Source organism: Aestuariibacter sp. GS-14, assembly GCF_006494365.1.
GTDB classification, from domain to species: Bacteria; Pseudomonadota; Gammaproteobacteria; order Enterobacterales; family Alteromonadaceae; genus Alteromonas; species Alteromonas mangrovi.
Genome location: NZ_VHIP01000013.1, coordinates 84,050 through 105,228, shown reverse-complemented (window position 1 = coordinate 105,228; position 21,179 = coordinate 84,050). Strand labels below are relative to the sequence as shown.

Annotated in this window: 14 protein-coding genes and 1 tRNA gene; 9 read left to right on the top strand and 6 right to left on the bottom strand. The window is 49.2% G+C overall.

What is annotated here, in order from left to right; all coding sequences use genetic code 11:
• Nucleotides 1-116 precede the first annotated feature (116 nt).
• Nucleotides 117-638 carry a PTS glucose transporter subunit IIA gene (locus FJ444_RS17190; RefSeq protein ID WP_140960363.1) on the bottom strand — a complete coding sequence of 174 codons (522 nt, stop codon included), beginning with the start codon at nt 636-638 and terminating at the stop codon, nt 117-119.
• Nucleotides 639-1,070: 432 nt separating this feature from the next.
• Between FJ444_RS17190 and FJ444_RS17185 the strand changes: the two genes are divergently transcribed.
• A complete protein-coding gene (locus FJ444_RS17185; RefSeq protein WP_140960361.1) occupies nt 1,071-2,171 on the top strand; it encodes a patatin-like phospholipase family protein in 1,101 nt (366 codons plus the stop codon).
• A gap of 151 nt (nt 2,172-2,322) precedes the next feature.
• Nucleotides 2,323-2,399: transfer RNA gene (locus FJ444_RS17180), tRNA-Val, on the top strand.
• Nucleotides 2,400-2,425: 26 nt separating this feature from the next.
• Here FJ444_RS17180 and FJ444_RS17175 read toward each other — a convergent pair.
• The 5 genes from FJ444_RS17175 to FJ444_RS17155 all read right to left on the bottom strand — a co-directional run bounded on the left by FJ444_RS17175 (nt 2,426) and on the right by FJ444_RS17155 (nt 10,343).
• Nucleotides 2,426-3,499 carry an ankyrin repeat domain-containing protein gene (locus FJ444_RS17175; protein ID WP_140960359.1) on the bottom strand — a complete coding sequence of 358 codons (1,074 nt, stop codon included), beginning with the start codon at nt 3,497-3,499 and terminating at the stop codon, nt 2,426-2,428.
• Between the two features lie 12 nt (nt 3,500-3,511).
• A complete protein-coding gene (locus FJ444_RS17170; protein WP_140960357.1) occupies nt 3,512-4,867 on the bottom strand; it encodes a DUF1552 domain-containing protein in 1,356 nt (451 codons plus the stop codon).
• The gene (locus tag FJ444_RS17165; protein ID WP_219993914.1) at nt 4,836-7,328 is read right to left on the bottom strand and encodes a DUF1592 domain-containing protein; all 2,493 of its coding nucleotides are present in this window, start codon (nt 7,326-7,328) and stop codon (nt 4,836-4,838) included. Before FJ444_RS17165 ends, FJ444_RS17170 begins: the two co-directional genes overlap by 32 nt.
• Nucleotides 7,329-7,543: 215 nt before the next feature.
• The gene (locus tag FJ444_RS17160; protein ID WP_140960355.1) at nt 7,544-8,893 is read right to left on the bottom strand and encodes a PD40 domain-containing protein; all 1,350 of its coding nucleotides are present in this window, start codon (nt 8,891-8,893) and stop codon (nt 7,544-7,546) included.
• 124 nt (nt 8,894-9,017) lie between these two features.
• The gene (locus FJ444_RS17155; RefSeq protein WP_255439281.1) at nt 9,018-10,343 is read right to left on the bottom strand and encodes a nitrate regulatory protein; all 1,326 of its coding nucleotides are present in this window, start codon (nt 10,341-10,343) and stop codon (nt 9,018-9,020) included.
• A 437-nt stretch (nt 10,344-10,780) separates the two neighbouring features.
• Between FJ444_RS17155 and FJ444_RS17150 the strand changes: the two genes are divergently transcribed.
• The 7 genes from FJ444_RS17150 to FJ444_RS17120 all read left to right on the top strand — a co-directional run bounded on the left by FJ444_RS17150 (nt 10,781) and on the right by FJ444_RS17120 (nt 21,154).
• Complete coding sequence (locus tag FJ444_RS17150) at nt 10,781-11,644, top strand: formate/nitrite transporter family protein (RefSeq protein WP_140960353.1); 864 nt, start codon at nt 10,781-10,783, stop codon at nt 11,642-11,644.
• A gap of 5 nt (nt 11,645-11,649) precedes the next feature.
• Nucleotides 11,650-13,350, top strand: coding sequence for a bifunctional protein-serine/threonine kinase/phosphatase (locus tag FJ444_RS17145; protein ID WP_140960351.1), 1,701 nt, complete (start codon nt 11,650-11,652; stop codon nt 13,348-13,350).
• Nucleotides 13,351-13,621: 271 nt separating this feature from the next.
• Nucleotides 13,622-16,165, top strand: coding sequence for a nitrite reductase large subunit NirB (gene nirB, locus FJ444_RS17140; RefSeq protein WP_140960350.1), 2,544 nt, complete (start codon nt 13,622-13,624; stop codon nt 16,163-16,165).
• Nucleotides 16,166-16,175: 10 nt separating this feature from the next.
• On the top strand, nt 16,176-16,529 hold the full coding sequence (gene nirD, locus FJ444_RS17135; RefSeq protein WP_140960348.1) for a nitrite reductase small subunit NirD: 354 nt from the start codon (nt 16,176-16,178) through the stop codon (nt 16,527-16,529).
• 15 nt (nt 16,530-16,544) lie between these two features.
• Nucleotides 16,545-19,283, top strand: a complete 2,739-nt coding sequence (locus FJ444_RS17130; RefSeq protein ID WP_140960346.1) for a nitrate reductase — start codon at nt 16,545-16,547, stop codon at nt 19,281-19,283.
• The gene (gene cobA / locus FJ444_RS17125) at nt 19,267-20,181 is read left to right on the top strand and encodes a uroporphyrinogen-III C-methyltransferase (protein WP_140960344.1); all 915 of its coding nucleotides are present in this window, start codon (nt 19,267-19,269) and stop codon (nt 20,179-20,181) included. Before FJ444_RS17130 ends, cobA begins: the two co-directional genes overlap by 17 nt.
• Nucleotides 20,162-21,154 (top strand): glycosyl transferase family protein, encoded by a 993-nt coding sequence (locus tag FJ444_RS17120; protein WP_140960342.1) that lies wholly within the window; start codon nt 20,162-20,164, stop codon nt 21,152-21,154. Before cobA ends, FJ444_RS17120 begins: the two co-directional genes overlap by 20 nt.
• Nucleotides 21,155-21,179 lie beyond the last annotated feature (25 nt).

Sequence of the window (21,179 nt, the reverse complement as noted above, 5' to 3'; positions counted from 1 at the left end):
TTTTGATAAATCTTGTGAGGTGCAAGTCTATATTGCCCGCTTGAGGCTTGCAAAGGATTGCTGATTAGTCTCCATCATCAAGCGCTATATGTTATATCCCTTACGCTGTATAGAGGCTATTTGGGATGAACATATAACGTAAAAAGCAGATCGTCCAACGCGAGAATACTGCCAGAGGCGTGGCACTGAATTGCGGCAAGGGGTGCCGCATTTAACAACGTGAAATACAAACAGGGTTGCTGACCCTGTTGTTTCATCCACAAGGGATCGCAGGTAAACAAACACATGCCAGCATTTACCGTATCGCCTGTACCAACATGGAATTGCAAGCGTTCGCCATGGCCGGTGAATTCGGGCAGCCCTGCCTGAAATAACAATTTGATACCTTTTGAGGTAACTGCATTTAACGAGCCCTTAGCCGGATCGATACTGGAGACAACAAGGGAGCAAGGCGCATACACCTCGCCACGGGTGAGTTGAATGCCTATTCCTTCGCCCAGGACTCTCTCCCGGTAGAACGCTGACGGAGAGTCTGACAATGACAAAATTGCACCGGTAGCCGGGCTTGTTATGCGCAGAGCCGCTTTTTTAGCAACGGGGGCGCTATCTGTGATCCGGGTAGTAAAGCAGTAATTCATGATGATCAGGCCATTGAAACATGGCCCAATGTATCAATAAATCCATCAAGATCCCACTGCGAAACGCGTTGTTCAATGTTATCCACTATATCTGTGGATAACTTTGTTGAGTAGTTATGGGGTAAGTTGTAACTTATTGTATTTATACAATTAAAATGGGTTGGTTATAAACTGCACAGTTGTGTTGCGGCATAGTTTTTAGCAAATATCCACAATTTTTTATGAAAATATTCGTTGTATGTGATCTGATCCGTCGGGTAGTGTGGTGCAGATGGAACCGTTTACCCTTACCGGGTCAGTATCTGAAGCCCTGTCCACTTTTTATTGTCTTATCGGTAAACATAGTTTACCTGTACCGATGGCCGATTTACCTTACCTCTACCTTAGGATAGGATTACCCTAAATCAGACTAAATAAAAAAGGACAGAATACGTGGGCGCGCCGTTAAATATTTATGCTGGTCCCAAAGCACTAAGACAAATACAACAGCACGGTTTTAAAGCCCAACTGTTTCATCACTTTCTGGGAGCGTCTGGCGGGCCTAAATGGTTTGTTTTAGCAGGTCTCGACAGAGTTATTTTCCCTGAATTGTTCTTAAAAAGCGCCCATCGGGTAAATGTTATCGGCTCGTCGGCTGGGGCATTTCGCGCTGCGTGTTTTGTTCAAAAAGACCCATACGCAGCAATCAATCGCCTGGCCGAATGCTATTCTACTACTGTTTATTCTGAGAAACCGACCAGTTGGGAAATTACCGACAAAGCCCGTGAGCTTATTCATTATGTAATGGGTAAGCAGGGGATCATTGAGGTAATGACCAATCGTTATCACAAATTACAAATTATCACGGCACGCTGCCATGGTTTAATGCAACATTACAACAAACCCAGTCAGATGGTTGGGCTTGGCATCAGTGCTGCGGCCAATCTGGTAAACCGACGATTATTGCAAAAGCTGTACACTCGCAGTGTGTTTACCGCACCCAACAGCAAATTTGAGATAATTGACCCTTATAATTTGCGTACAGAATATATCGATTTGTCGTTTAGTAACGTGAAAGACGCGTTACTGGCATCAGGCTCCATTCCACTTGTACTTAATGGAGTGCAAGAGGTTACCGAAGCCCCTGAGGGAGTCTATCGCGACGGAGGCATTATAGATTACCACTTTGATTTACAATTTGGCCCGACGTCTGGTTTGGTGTTGTATCCGCATTTTTATCCCAAAGCTATTCCGGGCTGGTTCGACAAAGCGTTAAAACACCGGATCCCCCACAAGGCGAGCTTTGACAATGTGGTAATGCTGGTGCCGTCTGAAGAATTTGTGGCAAGTCTTCCCTACGGTAAAATCCCGGATCGCAAGGATTTTGAAACGCTGGATGCAAAAACGCGTATTAAGTATTGGCAACAAGTGCTGTCTGAATCCGACCGGCTGGGCGAATTCCTGATGCAAACCATTTCCAGAGGCGAGATTCTGCGCTATACCAAGTCCATTCCCTTTGCCTGCAAGCCAGCAAAAAGCGCAACACCGGCATGAACAAGCGCTAAAAGAAGAGTCTGGTGAAGCGATGCAGATAAGGCTTTTGTGCGATCTTTATGCAATCAATGGGTGAATAAAGAATTTATACTTGCACCCGTGTGTTGGCATCGCTATTATACGCGCCACTCGGTGTTCACCGTTTGTCTATGCGTCTATAGCTCAGTTGGTTAGAGCGCTACCTTGACATGGTAGAGGTCGCCTGTTCGAATCAGGCTAGACGCACCATCTTATCTGCTTTTTTACTCACATTTTCAGATTGTACTTAAACTGCCATTTAGCAACGCGACAATATGATCAAATTTGTTTTTCTGCGCTATTTCCAACGGCGTTAGCTGTGGGGGTTGGTAGGATTCTGTCTTAAAGTTGGCTTCGTACCGCCAGGTGAGCGAAGAGGGCTGGCTGCGGGATGCAGGGTTTGCCCCCAGCTTCAGTAGCTCACTTACTAATTCTGCTTGATTGGCATTAACCGCTTTGTGAAGCAGTTGCTCGCCATCTCGGTCGTAGGCGGTTAATAGTGTGTGTATTGCTTCCTGGTTCATTAATGTCGGCAGTGTTTGGGCATACCAGGTTAAAAATTCGAAATTTTGTGTATACACCGCAAGTTGGGAAGCGGACGTACCATCTTGTGCGGTATGAAGTACATCTGCCCCATGGGCTATCACAGCTTTTACGGTGGCCAGATGCTGACTTTTAATGGCAAAAAACAGCGGACTGTAGCCCTGTAGGGTTTGCCTGTTAATATCAGCCCCAGCGTTGATTAATTGCAGGAGTGCGTTTACGTTGCCGGTATTGGCTGCAAACATCAATGGCGTTTGTCCGTATTCGTTCGTCGAATTGATTTCGATGCTATCGCTCATGCTTAGCATCTTCGACAAGGTGTCGGCTGACGTGGTGCCGGCGCAAAGATGAAGTGCACTGGTACCATCTTCAATTCTGGCCTCAGGCGATGCGCCTTGGTCTAACAACAGATTAATTATCCGTGCATTGCCGTAACGGCATGCCTGAATTATTGGGCTGAACCGGTTTTCCCCTGTTTGCTGCACTTTTGCACCTTGTTTAAGTAATATCTCAACCAGTTCGGGACTTTGTGTTTCGATGGCCCAGGCCAATAGGCTGGATTGATCCGGTAAGGGGGTATTTACGTCAATCTGTGCCGCTAACGCTCTTACTTGTGATGTATCTAATGCCAGAATCGCCCGCTTTGTTTGTAATAGCTGCGTTTGGTCTTGTGTGTGTTTCAACGAGTCTGAAGCCGGCTTGACTGCTTCATTCTGGCATCCGCTGATACAGGCTGTTATCACCAATGCAAACAGTTTTCCTTTCATTCTATTACCTTCTTACGCGGTTAATGCGGCCAATGGCCCGGTACTGTCACCAAACTGCTGAATTGGCACGCCCATGTGCTGCAATACACTCAGCAACAGATTACACATAGGTGTGTGTTTGTCGGTAGCTATGTGACGGTTACCTGGTAAGCCACCCCCGGCCAGTAAAATGGGGAGGTTCATATGGTCGTGGTCATTCGACTCACCAATACAGGCGCCTCGGATCACAAAGGTGTTGTCTAATAAATTGGATTCACCATCGGGGATACTGGCCATTTTTTCCAAATAGTCTGCGAACAGTTGCATGTGGTAAGCGTTTATTTTCACCAGTTTGTTGATTTTGTCGGGATCATTGGCGTGATGACTTAACGCATGATGACCGTCGGGAATACCCAGATTCGTGTAAGCATGGTTACTCAGTTCGCGTCCTAGCATAAAAGTACTCACGCGGGTCATGTCGGTTTGCAGGGCAAGCATCTGTAAATCCAGCATTATCTTTACATGTTCTTCATAATCATTTGGAATTGATGCAGGCACGGTCACGTCTGCTAAGTTCATCTCGATTTTAGTGAGTCGAGCCTTTTCTATGCGCCTTTCCACATCGCGAATGGATTCCAGATACTGTTCCATTTTTTGCCTGTCGTGACTGCCTAAACGCCGATTAAGCCGCTTTGCTTCGCCCTGGATAAAATCGAGAATACTGCTTTTATGGGCAAGTCGCATTTGTCTGGTGTTTTCGTCTATCTTGTTACCATTGCCAAACAGGTGCTCAAACACATCACTTGGGGCAACCATTGCAGGTAAGGCTTGGGTAGGACTCTTCCATGAAATGGTATTGGTATAGGTACAACTGTAATTAATGTCGCAGCTCCCCAATAAGCTGGGTGGTTCGATGCCTAATTCCAGTGAGGCAAGCTGTGTGTCTTTTGCAAAAAATTGTGCCGCTATCTGATCGGCAGACACCCCGCAGTAGATGTCAGCCCCTTCCGTTGCTTTAGCGTGTGCGCCGGTTAAAAAGGCCGGGCAACTTCGTCCGTGTCCGGCAGGTGGTGCGCCGAACGCACTGGCCTGATAGTGAGCCAGACCGGAAATAACAGAAAACTTATCGCGCACTTTTTCAAGCGGCTTCAACACCGGTGTGATGGTGTAATTGTAGCCCGTTTCGGTAGGGGTATAGCGCTGCATCCTAACCCCATTGGGTGAATAAAATACTGTCATGCGCTTGGGGCGGCTTTCAAGCACTTGTGCATGAGCTTTAGGCAGCAACGATTCCATTACCGGCAGGGTGACGGTCACGCCCAATCCTCGCAAAAATGCGCGGCGAGACAGCCCCTGACTAGTGTGCTGTTGCGATTTGTTCTTTTTCATCGGGCGCCTCGGGTGCTTTTTTGTAGTTAAATGGCATGCTGGCTATGACGGCCTTGACGATACTTTGAATGCGATAGTCATCCGCTTTTGCCGTTGTAACAATATGTCGGATTGTGGGTTGATCGTGGGCTTCCAAACCTCTGCCAAGGGCATAGGTTAACAACCGTTCTGTGAAGGCCAGTGCAAAGCGCTCGCGGCGCTCCCACAAAATGTCGTGTAATCCGGGTAATCCTTCAAACTGGGTTCCGTCAGGCATTTGCGCGGTAACATCAATGCGTTGTCCTGCATATTCGGTTCTGAATGCGCCAACAGCATCATATTGTTCCAAGGCCAGCCCAAGTGGATCCATTCTTTTGTGACAGGCGGCGCACACAGGATCTTCGCGATGCCGCTTAAGTTGCTCGCGGGCCGACAAGGCTATGCCATCGTGTTCCGCCACCAGTGCAGGTACATCGGGTGGCGGCGGAGGAGGACTGGCCGCTAATAAATTGTCCAGTATCCATTTTCCCCGTTTAACCGGAGAGGTGTGATTGGGGTTGGACGTAAGCGTTAATATGCTGGCCTGACCTAACAGGCCCCCTCGGTCCGAATATTCGGTTAAGTTTACTTGTCTGAACGCTTGTCCATTTACGCCTTCAATGCCGTAATGTGTGGCTAACTGCTCATTCAAATAGCCATAATCGGCATTCAAGAAGTCAAAAATGGAACGATCGTCCTGTAAAATGCGGGTAAAGAATAACTCTGTTTCCCGCTTCATTGATTGCTGTAACGGTACGTTGTATTGAGGGAATTCAAATACGTCAGGGGCATGATAAGGAAGATTACGCAAGTAGAGCCATTGGCCGGCAAAGTTGCGGGTAAGCGCCAGGGCTTTATCAGACCGGAGCATTCGCTCAATTTCGTTGTTAAGTATTTCAGGCTCTCTGAGACGGCCACTTTGCGCCAGCTCTCTCAGGGTGCGATCAGGAATACTGCTCCACAAAAATAAGGCGAGCCGGGCGGCAAATTCAGTATCACTTATCTGATACACCGCGCCCGGGTCAATGTTTTGAGGTGCGGGCTCCTGCAAATAGAAAAAGCCTGGCGATACCAGTAATGCTTGTAGCGCGGTTGCCATACTGGCTTTGAAATCCAAATCCTTGCGCGCGTAGGTGAATACACTGATAAGTGGCTCAATATCGTCAGGTGTGGAGGGACGCCGGTACGCTTCGGTAGTCAGTTTAGTTAAAATCCGCTTGGCACAGGCGATTTCAGTGGGGGATGTCGCGGCTGTACTATCGGTATTTTCTGGCTGGCAAATAAATATTTTACGCGTACTGGGCGTGTCTGTGGCCGCTGTAATGGTTGCGTTACTGGCTAACGGACCAATTACCTCTATTTCCATTACATCGCGTAAAAAAGCCGCTTGGGAGAAGCGTGAAGACAGGTGATACGAAGGCACTTGAACAGTATTCACCCGTGCACCATCAACTATAAAATCCAATGTCAGCTCTGTTGGGGGGCGATCGGGCAATACAACGTAATCCGTTCCTTTGCGCACCGTTGGTACGTGTTCATTCAGCGCCAGTTGCTTGCGAAACGCCATCCCAATGGTGTGGCTGCCGGCGTTCAGGGTAAGCGTGTAGTTATAGCGGTGAATATCGAGGCGATCGACCTCGTTATTGGTATTGGCATTCAGGTATCCCGCAATGTCGTACTCGCCGGTAATCGGCGCGTAAAATGTAAAACTGCCACCGCCTCGGGAGTCCAGCGGTAAATCGTCGCTCATTCTCAGATCATAAGAAGGTACGCCGCTATTTTTTACTGAGCCGTCTTTGGGAACCACATAGCTTACCTTTGTCGCTGAGTCTGGCACTATGCCGATGGCCAGATTGCTCACTTTACCCGCAATATTCAGATATCGCTCCAGATGGGTAGTTGAAACGCTCAACACATCGGCATTGTTGTCGAAACCATAGCCTGAGTCATCGCCGGGAAGCGATGGTGTTATGTCCACATCCAGTGCCAGCAGATCCCTCACCGAATTGGCATACTCGCTTCGGTTTAATCGCCGCAGTGTTGAGCGGCCCGGATTGGGATGCTGTTCAGCAAAGTTATCCAGTGACGAACCCAGCCAGTGCAGCAGCGACGCCTTTTCCTGCGGGGTTAACTGTTTTTTATCGGCCGGCGGCATATCGCCCATGGCTACCGATTTTAAAATACTTTCCCAGCGTGCCAGATTGTCACCCTGTGCGATGTCGTTAACGTTGATATCGCTAATCGACCAGTTGCCATCGAAAATATAATCGTTATGACAGTCTTCACAGCGGTCATAGAGTAATCGATCTGCCTGTTTAGCGGTAAGAGACGTCTCGGGTGAATCGGACAAGGCCGACTGACAATTGCTTAACAGCATGACGGATAGAAAAACAGCGACCCTGAATGGGGCAAAGACCAACTTTGGGGAGGAACGTGTCAACATCTGCACTCTCTTTGCGCAATGAAACACCTGATCACAGGTTCAGGCTCAAATAACCACAGTGGCAGCAGTTACTATGCCAATAATCAGGGTTAAAAAAGCGTTGAGACGAGCAGGGGATTTAAGCGGGTAAAGCGCAATTGCGAAGCCCTGTCATTATTTTACACAGGGCTGTGAACGAAGCGGCTTGCGAAGCCGTGAATTCGGCCTCGAGTTATTTAGTCCAGCCTTTTAACCTGGCTATAGTCTTTGTTTAGCAAGCTTTCTGGGATATAGATTACGGCAATATTTAAACTGCGATCGTCATCAGATAGCATGGCCGACTGGATCTGAATTTTAGTGCCATCCCGGCTAAATGTGGGGTGCGTATGATCTTTGGCTGTGGTTTTGTGCCCTGCGCTGAGTAGTATCATCTCATCGGTAGTGCGGTCGATTAGATATAAGTTTCGCTCAAAATCATCGCCCACTGCCCAGCGCCCGTCGGGAGAACCATGTACATGCCACAGACCACTGCCACTGCGGGTTTGGCCGGCTATACGCATTTCATTGGTGCGCAAATTCACTATCCCCAGCCCGGTGGGTTTAAGGCGGCTCGCAGAAGGGCCCCAATCATCATGGGTGCCAACATCGCGATGACCCATAATGGCGAAAGCGACTTCATCGCGGGTGATAACCGCTTCATGTGTTACCCATTCATAATCCGCTTCGGGATACAGGGGTTTTACTTCACCTCCCACTTTCATGGTCCACATGCGTTGCGGTGACTTACCACCGGTTTCCCAGCAAAATATCAGTTCCCGGGATACCCAGGGATTGGTTTGGATATGTCCAAGTTGAAAAGGCAGCGCAACTACCATGGCAATTTTGCCTGTTGTCAGATCCATACTGGCGATGCCCGTTGGGCCTGCGCCCATGTTTCGGGGGCCAAAGTTGCTTTCGGGTTTGGTGCCCTTAGGCAGGTACCGTGCTGCTTCTTCGCGACCAATTCGAAAATAGATAATATCTTCAGCAGCGTCCAGTGCCATATCGCCACCCGCGCCCATACTGCCAGGTACAATACCCACTACACGCTGATAATGGCTGGCAGGCTTAACACGTTTTGCCATGACATCGGCAAGCAGCGCACCGGTATTCACCTCGACGATTTGCTTGTCGTTTTCGCTGTTACCGTAACGCGGTTGCGCATCGGCAGCAAAAGTGGCATCGCGCATCAGGTACAATTTATTGGAACGCTGTGCATTCACCAACATGCCGAAATAGCCACCTTCACTTACCTGAACTAGCGTACCATCCTGTTCGTTAACGGCCATGGCTTCGCCCGGTACGCGATTACTGCGAAATACCAGCCAGTTGCCATCGGCAGTCCATTGGGGGTGAGTAGGGTATATTTTGGAATCGCCGGCGGGCTGACTGGTCAGAAAGGCGATGTTTACACCCGTCACGGGATCGGTAATGACTTTGCGTTCAGACGCAAAGGTATCGCCTATTTGTGCTAATACCCTGTCAGGGGCGAGGGCAACACACAGTACGGCGCCTATCAATAATGGTGTTACGTGCTTACGCAGCATCCTATTTCTCGCTTGTTGAAGTTATAAAACCACACGAGAAAACCACAAGAACGAAACGTAAGCGAATAGTTATTGAATTTTGTATAACATGTGAAACTTAACGTTAATCAACATCAGGCAACAATTATTTCGCTGCCCGCTGAACAACCCGTTGCGCGAGTTCAGCTATCCGAATATTTTGTTCCATTGCGGATGTTTGCAGTTTTCTGTAAGCCTGTTGTTCGGATATTTTACCTTGTTGCATAAGCAGTAATTTAGCTCGATCGATCACTTTTTGTTCGTTGAGGGCTTGTTTGGCTGCGGCTAGCTGACCGGCCATTTCTTCAATGCGCTGAGACTGCCCACGAATCAGCTCGTAAAAGGATTTGTGCGCTGACAGGGTAGCGGATTCAACCAGATCGTCTTCTCTGATCTCAGCGCCGCGCAAGCCTTTAACCGAACTATCAAACAACATGGTAAACGGTGAACCAGCGTGTGCAGGCGTATTGTTTAACGACGCAACCAGTAGTTCGTGATTACGCAATTCATCCTCAGCCTGCTTAATTCTTAGCTCAGCTTGCTGGTTAAGTCGCGTAGTCAGGTGTTCTTCAATGAGCTGCATGGCATCAATACGCTGTGTTGCAATGTCGTACCATACTTCACTGAGTTCCGACGAACAGCCACCGCCTTTTGCCAGTGAACAAATCATTTCTCGCAGCCGCTGAATATTGCCCGACACTTCGCCTGTGGCAAGCGCGTTCCACATCGCTTGCTCTTCGGTATCAGCGAAATTGGAAAAGGTTTCAAAGCACTGCTGCTGGGACTCAGTAAGAGTGTGGATCCTGTCGCATAACGTACTGTCAAACTGGCTTTCGGAGAAGCCAATTGCGCCCCAGGCGCGTTCCTGTCCAGCGTATTCCTTACCTTGCATAAAGTTGAACAAGGCAACCAGCAGACGGGTCATTTCCGGATCGCTGGCCACATCGGCGGCTTCAAAAATAACGTCAAGTAATCCGGCAATCAGACGGCAGTAAGCGTTTGTCGACTCAAGGGTATTTACCTGTAAAGCCGATACTTTTTCACGTAAATTTGGCAAGTGATCCATGCCCTGCAAGGCAAACGTGATGCTGCTGAGCAAACGCATCGACTGACCGTTATCGTGATTGCCAAGGTAGAGTGATTTAAGCAGGCTTCGCAAATCCTGTTCGCATTCCTGACTACTCTGAATTTGTTGTTCGCGTTGGGCTGAAAAGCGATCCCCTTTGGAACCCAGAAACACATTAGACATCCCACGTTCCCGTTGCAACTGGTGGATCATGTCTTTAATTGCTTCCACGGTACGACAGTTCGACGATAAATGGTGAAGTGCCTGAATTTCCTGGTACTTGGCTGCCAGCAAAAAGCGCTTGGTAATTTCGCTGTGTTTTCCCATGGCGATCTCAAATAGCGTGTTGATATAAAACTGAAGCAAAAGCCATTCCTGTTTAGTGTTCCTTGCATAAATCATTGAAAAACAGATTAAATTGATGGGTTTATAGGCAATTTTCCGGTGCATAGCTCGAATATCACTATTAATTGTGCGAATACATAGTTAAACGAGGCACTATTTTGGTGAATTTGCGCCATTTTGGCGCATTTGAATTGAGGTTTGGGTATTCACTTGTCTCTTTCTAAAAGATTTATCTGGCTGATTTTTATGGTTAATTTTTAATCTTAACCAAGTTGGCAAGAAACTTGGTACGTGAAGTGTGCAAGTCTTAGGGATTTGCCAACAGCACGAGATTGGACAAAGGCGTCCGCGACTGCTCCTCAACGGGAGTGGTGCGGGCGCTTTTTTGTGCGTGAAAAACGGCAGCGAACGTAGCAGTGAACGCTGTGCACTCTTTAATAACAGTAAGGTGATTGATTATGGCGTATCTACTTCCTTCGGAGTTTGTGACCAAGATGGTCGACGCGGGTGAATCTAAGATTTACATGTCTACCCGTGATACTTTAATTCGGGCTTATATGGCAGGAGCCATTCTGGCACTTGCAGCCGTATTTGCAGTAACCATTGCTGTACAAACCGGCGTATTCCTGATTGGGGCTATCTTGTTCCCGGTGGGCTTTTGTATGCTCTACTTAATGGGCTTCGACCTGTTAACCGGTGTGTTCGTACTGGCACCTTTAGCCTGGCTTGCCAAACGCCCCGGCGTAACTTGGCCGCAAATATTGCGCAACTGGGGGCTGGTGTTTGTGGGTAACTTTGCTGGCGCATTAACCGTGGCATTTATGATGTCATTCATTTTTACCATGGGTTACAACACCGATGGCGGTGCTATTGCCACAAAAGTAGCGGGTATTGGTGAAGCGCGTACACTGGGTTATGCAGAATATGGCGTAGCAGGCTGGATCACTATCTTTATTCGCGGCATGCTGTGTAACTGGATGGTATCACTGGGCGTTGTTGGCGCAATGATTTCAACTAACGTGAGCGGCAAGGTGCTGGCTATGTGGATGCCTATCATGTTGTTCTTCTTTATGGGCTTTGAACACTCGGTTGTGAACATGTTCCTGTTCCCGTTTGGTTTGATCATGGGTGGTGACTTCTCCATCATGGATTACTTTATCTGGAATGAAATTCCAACTGCACTGGGTAACCTGGTGGGTGGTTTGGCATTTACCGGTCTGACCCTGTACTCAACCCACTACAAAACGGCACCTAAACGCACTCTTGCGGGTGGCGGTGTGCCTAAAGCTGTTCCAGCAGCCAAGGTTAACGATAAGGTATAACGTTTGTGTTAACTGTTCGCTGGGGCGCATGCTCCAGTAGCGGTATCAAGCCAATCAATCAGGACTGTCAGGCAATGACAGTGCCTGATTGTGCCGTTTTAGGGCGGCGGGGTTTGGTGGCAAGCATAGCGGATGGGATCAGTAGCAGCCAGGTTAGTCAATACGCCAGTGAACTGGCTGTTACACATTTTAATCGCGATTACCTGCTGACCAGCGAAAACTGGTCATCTGCCAGAGCAGCGCGAAAAGTGTTGGAAACCATCAACACCGCCTTATACATAAAAAGCGCTCATAGCCCCTATCAGGGGAATCCGGACAGGGGCTATGTGTGTACGTTTTCTGGTGTGATCCTGCAGCACAAGAGTGCAACCGTTATTCACTGTGGTGACAGTACAATATTGCATTGTCGCGGTGATAACGTAACGCAGTTAACCCAGGCGCACACGGGCGTATCAGAAAGTGGTCAGCAGTACCTTGCCAATGCACTGGGCATAAAGCCGGCACTCGACGTGGATATTCAACTCATCGATATTGAACCCGGCGACAAATTTGCGTTGATGACCGATGGGGTGGCAGACTACGTGAACGCAGCAACCCTGTTTAACGGTATGCCGGAAAACCACAATCAGCTTACCGAGTACTGTGAACAGGTGGTAGAGAACGCCTTGGCTGCTGGTAGTTCGGACAACCTGACGATTCAATTACTGGTGGTAGCCAGTACAGCAACCGGTGTCAATTCCCAATACGACGAACATGGCATTCTGCCCAGAAATCCGCATCTGGACATCGGTGCTACTATCGACAACTGGCAATTGTTAACCTGTCTGAGTCGTTCTGATCGCAGCGATGTGTTCATTGCACAGCATGAAACCACGCTAAAGCGGGCGGTGTTTAAAGTGCCGTCAACCACGCAAAGTAACAATGCTGGCTTCCTGGACGACATGGCCAAAGAGGAGTGGATAGCGCGCAGGGTAAACAATCCCCATGTAATGAAAACCGTTGAGTCAGATGAGTATAGAAGTACGTTTTACACCCTAACTGAATATCTTGACGGGCAAACTCTGCGCCAGCACTTGCTAGACAACGGTCAGGCAACAGTGAAGCAAGTCCGCGAGTGGGCCGCTCAATTAGTTACTGCGCTTACTGCATTGCATCGAAAAGGCATTCTACATCAGGATATCAGGCCGGAGAATATACTGTTAACCCACACCGGCAGGCTGGTATTAATTGACTTTGGCAGTGCCAGTATTGATGGCCATCAGTTTTTAGACGACCCGAATCAACTTATTATCCCCGGTGATTTACTATACAGCGCACCTGAATATTTTGTGGGCCTGTGGGCCAATGAGCAGGCTGACCAGTACGCGCTTGCCTGTGTGCTTTATTACGCGTTATCCGGCGGTCATCCCTATGGCACATCGGTAGCCAGGACAACCAGTTACAGTGCATTACACAAATTGCGTTATCAGCGTCTGCTTCAAAGGGATGTGTCGGTGCCTGTCTGGCTGGATGAAACGATGAAACGCGGATGTCATCCGCAGGCTGGCAAACGTTACCCAAGCCTGTCTGAATTTCTGTATGACCTACAGCATCCAAACCCGGGATATCAACAAGTTCTGCCTCTGGCAGAGCGCAATCCGGTGAGGTTTTGGCAAACTGTGTCGGGTGTATTAGCAGTGTTATTGGCGTTTGCGTTAATTCGATAAGCAACCCACTTAACCATGATAGTGCACCTGTGCAGACGTTATTGCATCAAATTGGTGCGATTTAGGTTGTGAGGAAGTACGAGTAAATTACTAACTCATTGAAAATTAACGTGTCTAATTATTGGCATCGATCTTGATTGTACCTCATTAAGATGCCGATTCATTTGTATTGCGCCATCACACAATTTAAAAGCTAACGCTAAACAGGCAACGGAGCCCATGACCCTGAAAGGTCGTGGGCTTTTTTTTGTCTCCAAGAAAGGTGAACAAAATGACTTCTTCTTCACAACAACGCATCGTCATTGTCGGAAACGGCATGGTAGGCCATCATTTTGTTGAGCAGTTAATCAACAGCCAGCATGATTGCCACGTTACGGTTTTAAGCGGTGAAGGCCGTTTGGCCTATGACCGGGTTTACTTATCGTCATACTTTGCAGGTAAAACGGCAGAAGATTTAGCTATGACCACGCCTGAGACCTATCAGCAGTGGGGCGTGGATGCACGAATTAATGCGCGGGTGAGCACTATCGATCGCGACGCCAGAGTCGTTACTCTGGAGAGCGGTGAAACATTTGAATACGACAAGCTTATTCTGGCTACCGGCTCCTATCCGTTTGTTCCACCTATTCCGGGCAACGATCAACCACACTGTCTGGTATACCGCACCATTGAAGATCTGGAAGCAATCAGCGCTTCGTCTGCACAAAGCAAGGTAGGCGTTGTAGTGGGGGGCGGATTGTTGGGGCTCGAAGCCGCTAATGCACTGAAACAAGCCGGTCTTGAAACCCACGTGGTGGAATTTGCACCTCAGTTAATGGCCGTGCAGCTGGACATGATGGGCGGTCAACAGCTCAAAGTGAAAATTGAGGAGCTGGGTGTGAAAGTGCACACTCAGAAGGCCACTCAGGAAATTGTTGCAGGCGAATCCTGCCGCTACCGTATGAATTTCTCTGACGGCAGCTTTTTAGAAACTGATTTAATTTTGTTCTCAGCCGGGATCCGACCCAGCGACCAGTTGGGTCGCAGCAGTGGGCTGACCATGGGCGAGCGCGGCGGTATTGTGATCAACAACCAGTGTCAAACGTCGGATCCCGATATTTACGCTATTGGTGAATGTGCCCTGTGGGACAACCGCATTTATGGCCTGGTTGCACCTGGCTACGCCATGGCCCGAGCAGCGGTAGCCGATCTTACCGGCGGTAAAGGCGAGTTTGCTGGTGCCGACATGAGTACCAAACTCAAATTAATGGGCGTAGAAGTAGGCTCCATTGGTGATGCGCATGTAAAAACGCCTGGCGCACTGGTTTACACGTACCACAACCAACCTGATGGTGTGTATAAAAAACTGGTGCTGGATCCTACCAAATCCTTTGTGATTGGTGCTGTTCTGGTTGGCGATACCAGCGACTACGACACGCTGCTGCAATACGCATTAAACAACATTAAGGTACCCGAGGCACCGGAAGCGCTGATATTACCTTCATCTGGTGATGCACCAGTACTAGGCGCGGATGCACTGGGTGATACCGCAACGATATGTTCGTGCTACAACGTGTCCAAAGGCGACATTATCAGCGCCATCGACGGCGGTTGTTGTTCGGTTGGCGAAGTAAAAGGCGTTACCAGTGCCAGCACTGGTTGCGGTGGATGTGCTGCCTTGTTGAAGAACGTGGTAGACAGCGAACTCGAAAAGCGTGGTGTTGAGGTGTCTAAAGCGATTTGTGAACACTTTAACTTTACCCGTCAGGAACTGTATCACCTGATTAAAATAGAAGGGATTCAGAGCTTCGATGAACTGCTTGAGAAGCACGGCAGTGGTATGGGCTGTGATATTTGTAAACCCGCCGCAGGTTCGATCTTTGCGTCGGTGTGGAACGACTACATTCTGAAGCAACAACACCAGCCTTTGCAGGACACCAATGATACCTATCTGGGCAACATGCAAAAAGACGGTACCTATTCGATTGTCCCTCGCGTCGCTGGCGGTGAAATTACCCCTGATAAACTCATCCTGCTGGGTGAGGTGGCCAAGCAATATAACCTGTATACCAAAATTACCGGTGGCCAGCGCATCGACTTGTTTGGCGCCCGTGTTGACCAACTGCCAGCCATTTGGGAAGCCCTGGTAGCGGGTGGATTTGAAACGGGTCATGCATATGCCAAAGCGCTGCGCACGGTTAAGTCGTGCGTTGGCAGCACCTGGTGTCGTTACGGTGTGCAGGATTCAGTAACCATGGCTATCGATCTGGAAAATCGTTACAAAGGCCTGCGTGCCCCGCATAAAATCAAGTTTGCCGTATCCGGTTGTACCCGTGAATGTGCTGAAGCACAGGGTAAAGACATCGGTGTAATTGCTACTGAAAGAGGCTGGAACCTGTACGTGTGTGGTAATGGCGGTATGAAACCTCGCCACGCAGACCTGTTCGCAACCGATCTGGATGACGCAACACTGGTGAAATACATCGACCGCGTACTGATGTTCTACACCAAAACGGCTGACCGTCTGCAACGCACATCAGTGTGGATGGAAAACCTGGAAGGGGGTCTGGACTACCTGAAACAGGTGGTAATTGAGGATTCTCTTGGCATCGGTGAAGAGCTTGAAGCACAAATGCAACTCATCACGGATACCTATCAGTGCGAGTGGAAAACCACCATTGAATCGCCGGAAGCCCTTAAACGTTTCCGCCAGTTTGTGAACAGTGACGCAACCGATAGCAATATTCAGTTTGTTACTGAGCGCGAGCAAATTCGCCCGGCCACCAAAGCCGAAAAATTTTCAGGTGAAAAAGCCATCCCGGTAGAATTGGTATAGGAGAGCAATCATGCAAGCACAAGAAAGTTATACCCCACAATGGCATGATGTATGTCATGAAGACGACCTGGTTACCAACAGCGGCGTTTGTGCACTGATTGGTAGCGAACAGGTTGCTATTTTCAAAGTTGTTAACAGCGAAGGCACACAGTATTTTGCGATCAGTAACTGGGATCCGATTGGTGAAGCTAACGTCTTGTATCGCGGTATTGTAGGATCGTTGGGAGGCAAAATTGTGGTTGCCTCGCCACTCTACAAAGAGCATTACGAACTGGCTTCTGGCGTGTGTCTTGAGCGCGATGACGTAAGTGTGAATGCTTATTCTGTGCGAGTGGAAGCACAGCGCGTATTAATTGAACTGTAAAAACCGGAATCTGCAATGACTTCATTACCCCCAACAGCCAATCCTCAGAGCAGTAAACGGTTACTGCAAACAACTTGTCCGTATTGCGGAGTAGGTTGTGGCGTGGATGTCGTGCGCCAGGGGGCAGCGAGTCCACAGTTAAGCGATTTACAGGGTAGCCGGGAACATCCGGCTAACTTTGGTCGCCTTTGTATTAAAGGCACCCATTTATTGGAAACACTGGGGCAGGATAGCCGCTTGTTGTTTCCAATGGTGAATGGGCAGCGCGCTGACTGGCAACACGCTATACAAACGGTAGCCGATAAAATCCGTGATGTACTGGCAACAGATGGGCCCGATGCTATTGCTATTTACGGTTCGGGACAGTTACTCACTGAAGATTATTACGTAGCCAACAAGCTGATGAAAGGCTTTATTGGCAGTGCAAACATAGATACTAATTCCCGCCTGTGTATGTCGTCAGCAGTGGTTGCCTACAAACGGGCCTTTGGTGAAGACATAGTGCCGTGCGACTACGACGATCTGGAAAACACCGATTTGTTGGTGCTGGTTGGCAGCAATGCCGCCTGGACACACCCGGTGTTATTCCAGCGTATAGAGCGCGCCAAATTGCATAATCCAGCAATGAAAGTGGTGGTGGTTGACCCGCGCCAAACCGATTCCTGTTCGCTGGCCGATTTACATCTGCCACTGGCGCCAGGCACTGATTCCGTGCTGTATTGTGGTCTGCTGAATTACCTGTCACAACACGATGGACTGGATAAGGCGTATATTGAACAGTCGGTATCCGGTTTGGACGATACAATGGCTATTGCCCGCGAATGGGATAGCGCAAGGGTAGCAGAGGTGTGTAAATTACCGCTGGCTACTATAGAAACGTTTTTCCGCTGGTTTACGCAACTTCCACGTGTGATCAGCTTTTTCTCAATGGGCATCAACCAGTCTACCACTGGCGTAGACAAGGGGAATGCCATTATTAACTGTCATCTTGCCAGTGGTAAAATTGCCAAACCCGGCTGCGGACCATTCTCGATTACCGGTCAGCCCAATGCGATGGGGGGACGGGAAGTTGGCGGCCTCTCAACGATGCTGGCTGCGCATATGGACATTGATAACCCTGAGCATCAGCGCATTGTGCGGGATTTCTGGCAAGCGCCCAATCTGGTTACCAAAAACGGCCTGAAAGCGGTGGATTCCTTTCAGGCGGCAGCCGATGGCAACATTAAAGTGTTATGGATCATGGCGACCAATCCGGTTGCCAGTATGCCAAACCGTGAATTAATTGAAGCAGCGCTTTCGCGATGTGAAATGGTGATTGTGTCTGATACCGCAGCCCAAACCGATACGCTTAAGTTTGCTGATGTGGTGTTTCCGGCCACCGGCTGGTCGGAAAAGAATGGCACGGTAACGAATTCAGAACGCCGGATTTCACGTCAGCGCGGCTTAGTCCCACCCAGTGGAGAAGCCAAACACGACTGGCAAATCATCAGTGAAGTGGCCTGTGCACTGGGCTTCGGTAAGGCGTTTAACTATCAGCATCCGGTTGAGATTTTCCGTGAACATTGTGCGTTAACCGGCACTGAAAACACGGGGCGTCGGGCACTGGATCTATCGCCCCTAAAAGATATAACAGAACAACAGTACGACCTGATGCGCCCACAGCAATGGCCTTTTAGTGACGTACATCGCGCCGGCGCAAGCCGCCTGTTTTCAGATGGCACTTATTATACGCCAGACGGCAAAGCACGGATGATTGCGGTGAGCCCTGCGTTGCCCGCGCAAGCAACCTCAGTCGCTTATCCTTATGCGCTCAATACTGGCAGAGTACGCGATCAATGGCATACCATGACCCGCACTGGCAACACTGCAAGGTTGCTAAAACACATGGATCGCCCCTGGTTGAGTGTGAACAGTGAAGATGCCAGAGCGCTAGGAGTAGGCGATGGTGACCTGCTGCAATTAAATGCAGAATGCGCAAAAGATACGAGCGTTATTTTACCGGTTAAAGTTGATGACAAGCAGCGAAAGGGCGACATGTTTGCGCCGTTTCACTGGTCAGCCACCTGGGGATCTCACTGCAAAGTAGGCGCTTTATTAAACGGTGCAAACGATCCTTTGTCTGGCCAGCCTGAGTTGAAACACGGCGCGGTGAGTGCACAAAAAGCGCAGATGGGCTCATACGGTCTGGTGTATGGCGGCGCTGATTATGTTGGTCCGATCCGCAATGCATTTACCTACTGGTTAGCTTGCCCGACTGAGGTAGCGCACAGTGCCACGGTTGCAGATATAAAAGCGCCTCAGGAACTGGTGGCAATGCTTTACAAGCTGTTGCCGCAGGATACCCAATGGGCGACTCGACAAACACCTGATGCAGTAAGCGTAATTGCTACGCGCAACGATGCGTTGGTGCTGGCAGTGATGCTCAGCGCCACTGCACTGAATGTGCCTCTGGACTGGTTAGATAGCCTGTTAGTGGCAGACACACTGACGTCTGAACAGCTAAGTGCTTTACTCAATCAGCAACCCGACGATGCATTTTTGCTGGGTAAACTGGTTTGTAGCTGTTTTGGTGTGCGTGAAAATACCATCAAGCAAGCCGTTCAGAATGGTTGTAACAGCGTGGAAGCACTGGGCAAAACACTCAAGTGCGGCACAAATTGTGGTTCGTGTAAAAGCGAGCTGGCTTCCTTGCTATCGAGCGAGGCATCAACGTTAACTGACACGGAATCTACCCCTTATGAGCGTATTATTTAATCCTGTAACCGCGCCGCTTATTGAAGGGGCGTTACGCATCCAAACCAGGCTGCGCAGTTTTACGCAGCGTGGCTTACTCGGTGGGCTCAATAGCGGGTTTACCGCGGATCGACATGGCGAAGCCAAAACCGGCGAAGTCTTTATTGTTGGGGCCGGACCGGGCGACGCTGAATTACTCACCGTAAAAGCATACCGTTTGCTGCAAACCGCCGATATCGTGTTGTTTGACTGGCTGGTGGATCAATCCGTGTTGGATTGTATTCCGCGTCACATTGAAAAAGTCTTTGTGGGTAAACGCTGTGGTAAACACAGTGTGCCTCAACATGAAATTTGTGCGCGGATGGTTGAGCTTGGGCTTGCAGGAAAGCGGGTAGTGCGCTTGAAGGGCGGCGATCCTGCCGTGTTTGCGCGTACCTGTGAGGAAACCGATGCACTGACCAAAGCAAATATTCCGTTTGCGATTGTCCCTGGAATAACGGCCGCTTCCGGTGCTTCGGCCTACACGGGCATTCCCCTTACCGATCGCAGTGTGGCTCAATCGGTTAGATTAATGACGGCGCAGTTTCAGAATCCTGAGAAAGAAGCCGACTGGGCGTCGATTGCGCGCAATGCTGAACGTGAAACCACGGTAATTTATATGGGTTTTTCGCGCCTTGCCTTGTTGTGTCAGCGGCTTCAGGAAAATGGCGTAGATGCCAATATGCCAGTTGCGGTGATCGAGAACGCGTGTTGTAATCAGCAGCAGGTCATCGCTGCGACTATTAGCGATATAGTTCAACATGTTGCGCAAGCAAATATGACAGGTCCTGCACTGGTAGTAATTGGACATGTTGTAAATGCCCGCCAATCTGTCTCTTTAGAGCTGCTTAATCAATCCTATGAGAAGCTTGCCATTTAGTGAATATATTAAAGCCCTTGGCAAAGGGCAAAAGGGTGCGCGTCATCTGACGTTTGATGAGGCCTATGATGCCATGGGCCGCGTACTCGACAACAGTATTGCGCCTGAACAAGCGGGCGCATTTTTAATGCTACTGCGTATGCAGGAAGAATCCGTCGAAGAATTACTCGCCTTTATTCGCGCTTGTCGCGAACGTGTTCCGTCAGAGCTGACGGCATTAAACGCACAACTTGATATAGGCTGTTATGCAGGTAAACGCCGGCAATTGCCCTGGTACCTGTTCAGTGTGGCGTTGTTGGCATCGAGTGGTGTTAAGGTTTGTCTGCATGGCGCATCTGAACCGGGGTCACAGCGTTTTTATGCCAGCCATGCGTTACCGGATTTAGGCTTACCCTTGGCTGAGTCAATCGAACAGGCCAAACATCATCAGGCTGCCTGTAATGTCAGTTATCTTGATCTCGGTATTGCGCTACCTGAATTGGACCGTTTAATTAAACTACGGGAACTGTTTGGTTTGCGTTCCTGCGCTAATACGCTGGCCCGTTTACTTAATCCCAGTCATGCTCCCTTTGCCGTGCAGGGGGTTTACCATGTTCACCTTGATGAACGTCATGCACTGGTGAATGAACAATTCAAGCAGTCATCGCTGGTGTTTCGCGGCGATGGTGGCGACCCGGAAGTGAATACCGAGCGCGAAACCGATCTGTACTTTACCCAGGCAGGGCAAACCCAAAAAGTGGTGTATCCGGCTTCACCAGGGTGGGCTATGAAAGAGCGGGATATCAGCACACAAACCATGCTGTCGGTGTGGCGCGGCGAGCAATCGCACCACTACGCTGAAGAGGCGGTTATCGCCAGTCTGAGTGCTTATCTTATGCTGTTGCACAACCTCACTCATGACGCAGCCAAAAGCCAGGCTGTGGCCATGTGGGAAAACAGGGAAAAAGCCCAACTGCCTTTTGGGCCTGTTTGACTAAGCAAATACTCACCGTTACAGG

Excerpts from the sequence above, each read along its gene's own strand:
- FJ444_RS17130 (WP_140960346.1), top strand. The coding sequence starts at position 16,545 with ATGACTTCATTACCCCCAACAGCCAATCCTCAGAGCAGTAAACGGTTA.
- FJ444_RS17175 (WP_140960359.1), bottom strand. The coding sequence starts at position 3,499 with ATGAAAGGAAAACTGTTTGCATTGGTGATAACAGCCTGTATCAGCGGA.
- FJ444_RS17170 (WP_140960357.1), bottom strand. The coding sequence starts at position 4,867 with ATGAAAAAGAACAAATCGCAACAGCACACTAGTCAGGGGCTGTCTCGC.
- FJ444_RS17165 (WP_219993914.1), bottom strand. The coding sequence starts at position 7,328 with ATGTTGACACGTTCCTCCCCAAAGTTGGTCTTTGCCCCATTCAGGGTC.
- FJ444_RS17120 (WP_140960342.1), top strand. The coding sequence starts at position 20,162 with ATGAGAAGCTTGCCATTTAGTGAATATATTAAAGCCCTTGGCAAAGGG.
- FJ444_RS17150 (WP_140960353.1), top strand. The coding sequence starts at position 10,781 with ATGGCGTATCTACTTCCTTCGGAGTTTGTGACCAAGATGGTCGACGCG.
- FJ444_RS17190 (WP_140960363.1), bottom strand. The coding sequence starts at position 638 with ATGAATTACTGCTTTACTACCCGGATCACAGATAGCGCCCCCGTTGCT.
- FJ444_RS17160 (WP_140960355.1), bottom strand. The coding sequence starts at position 8,893 with ATGCTGCGTAAGCACGTAACACCATTATTGATAGGCGCCGTACTGTGT.
- nirD (WP_140960348.1), top strand. The coding sequence starts at position 16,176 with ATGCAAGCACAAGAAAGTTATACCCCACAATGGCATGATGTATGTCAT.
- nirB (WP_140960350.1), top strand. The coding sequence starts at position 13,622 with ATGACTTCTTCTTCACAACAACGCATCGTCATTGTCGGAAACGGCATG.
- cobA (WP_140960344.1), top strand. The coding sequence starts at position 19,267 with ATGAGCGTATTATTTAATCCTGTAACCGCGCCGCTTATTGAAGGGGCG.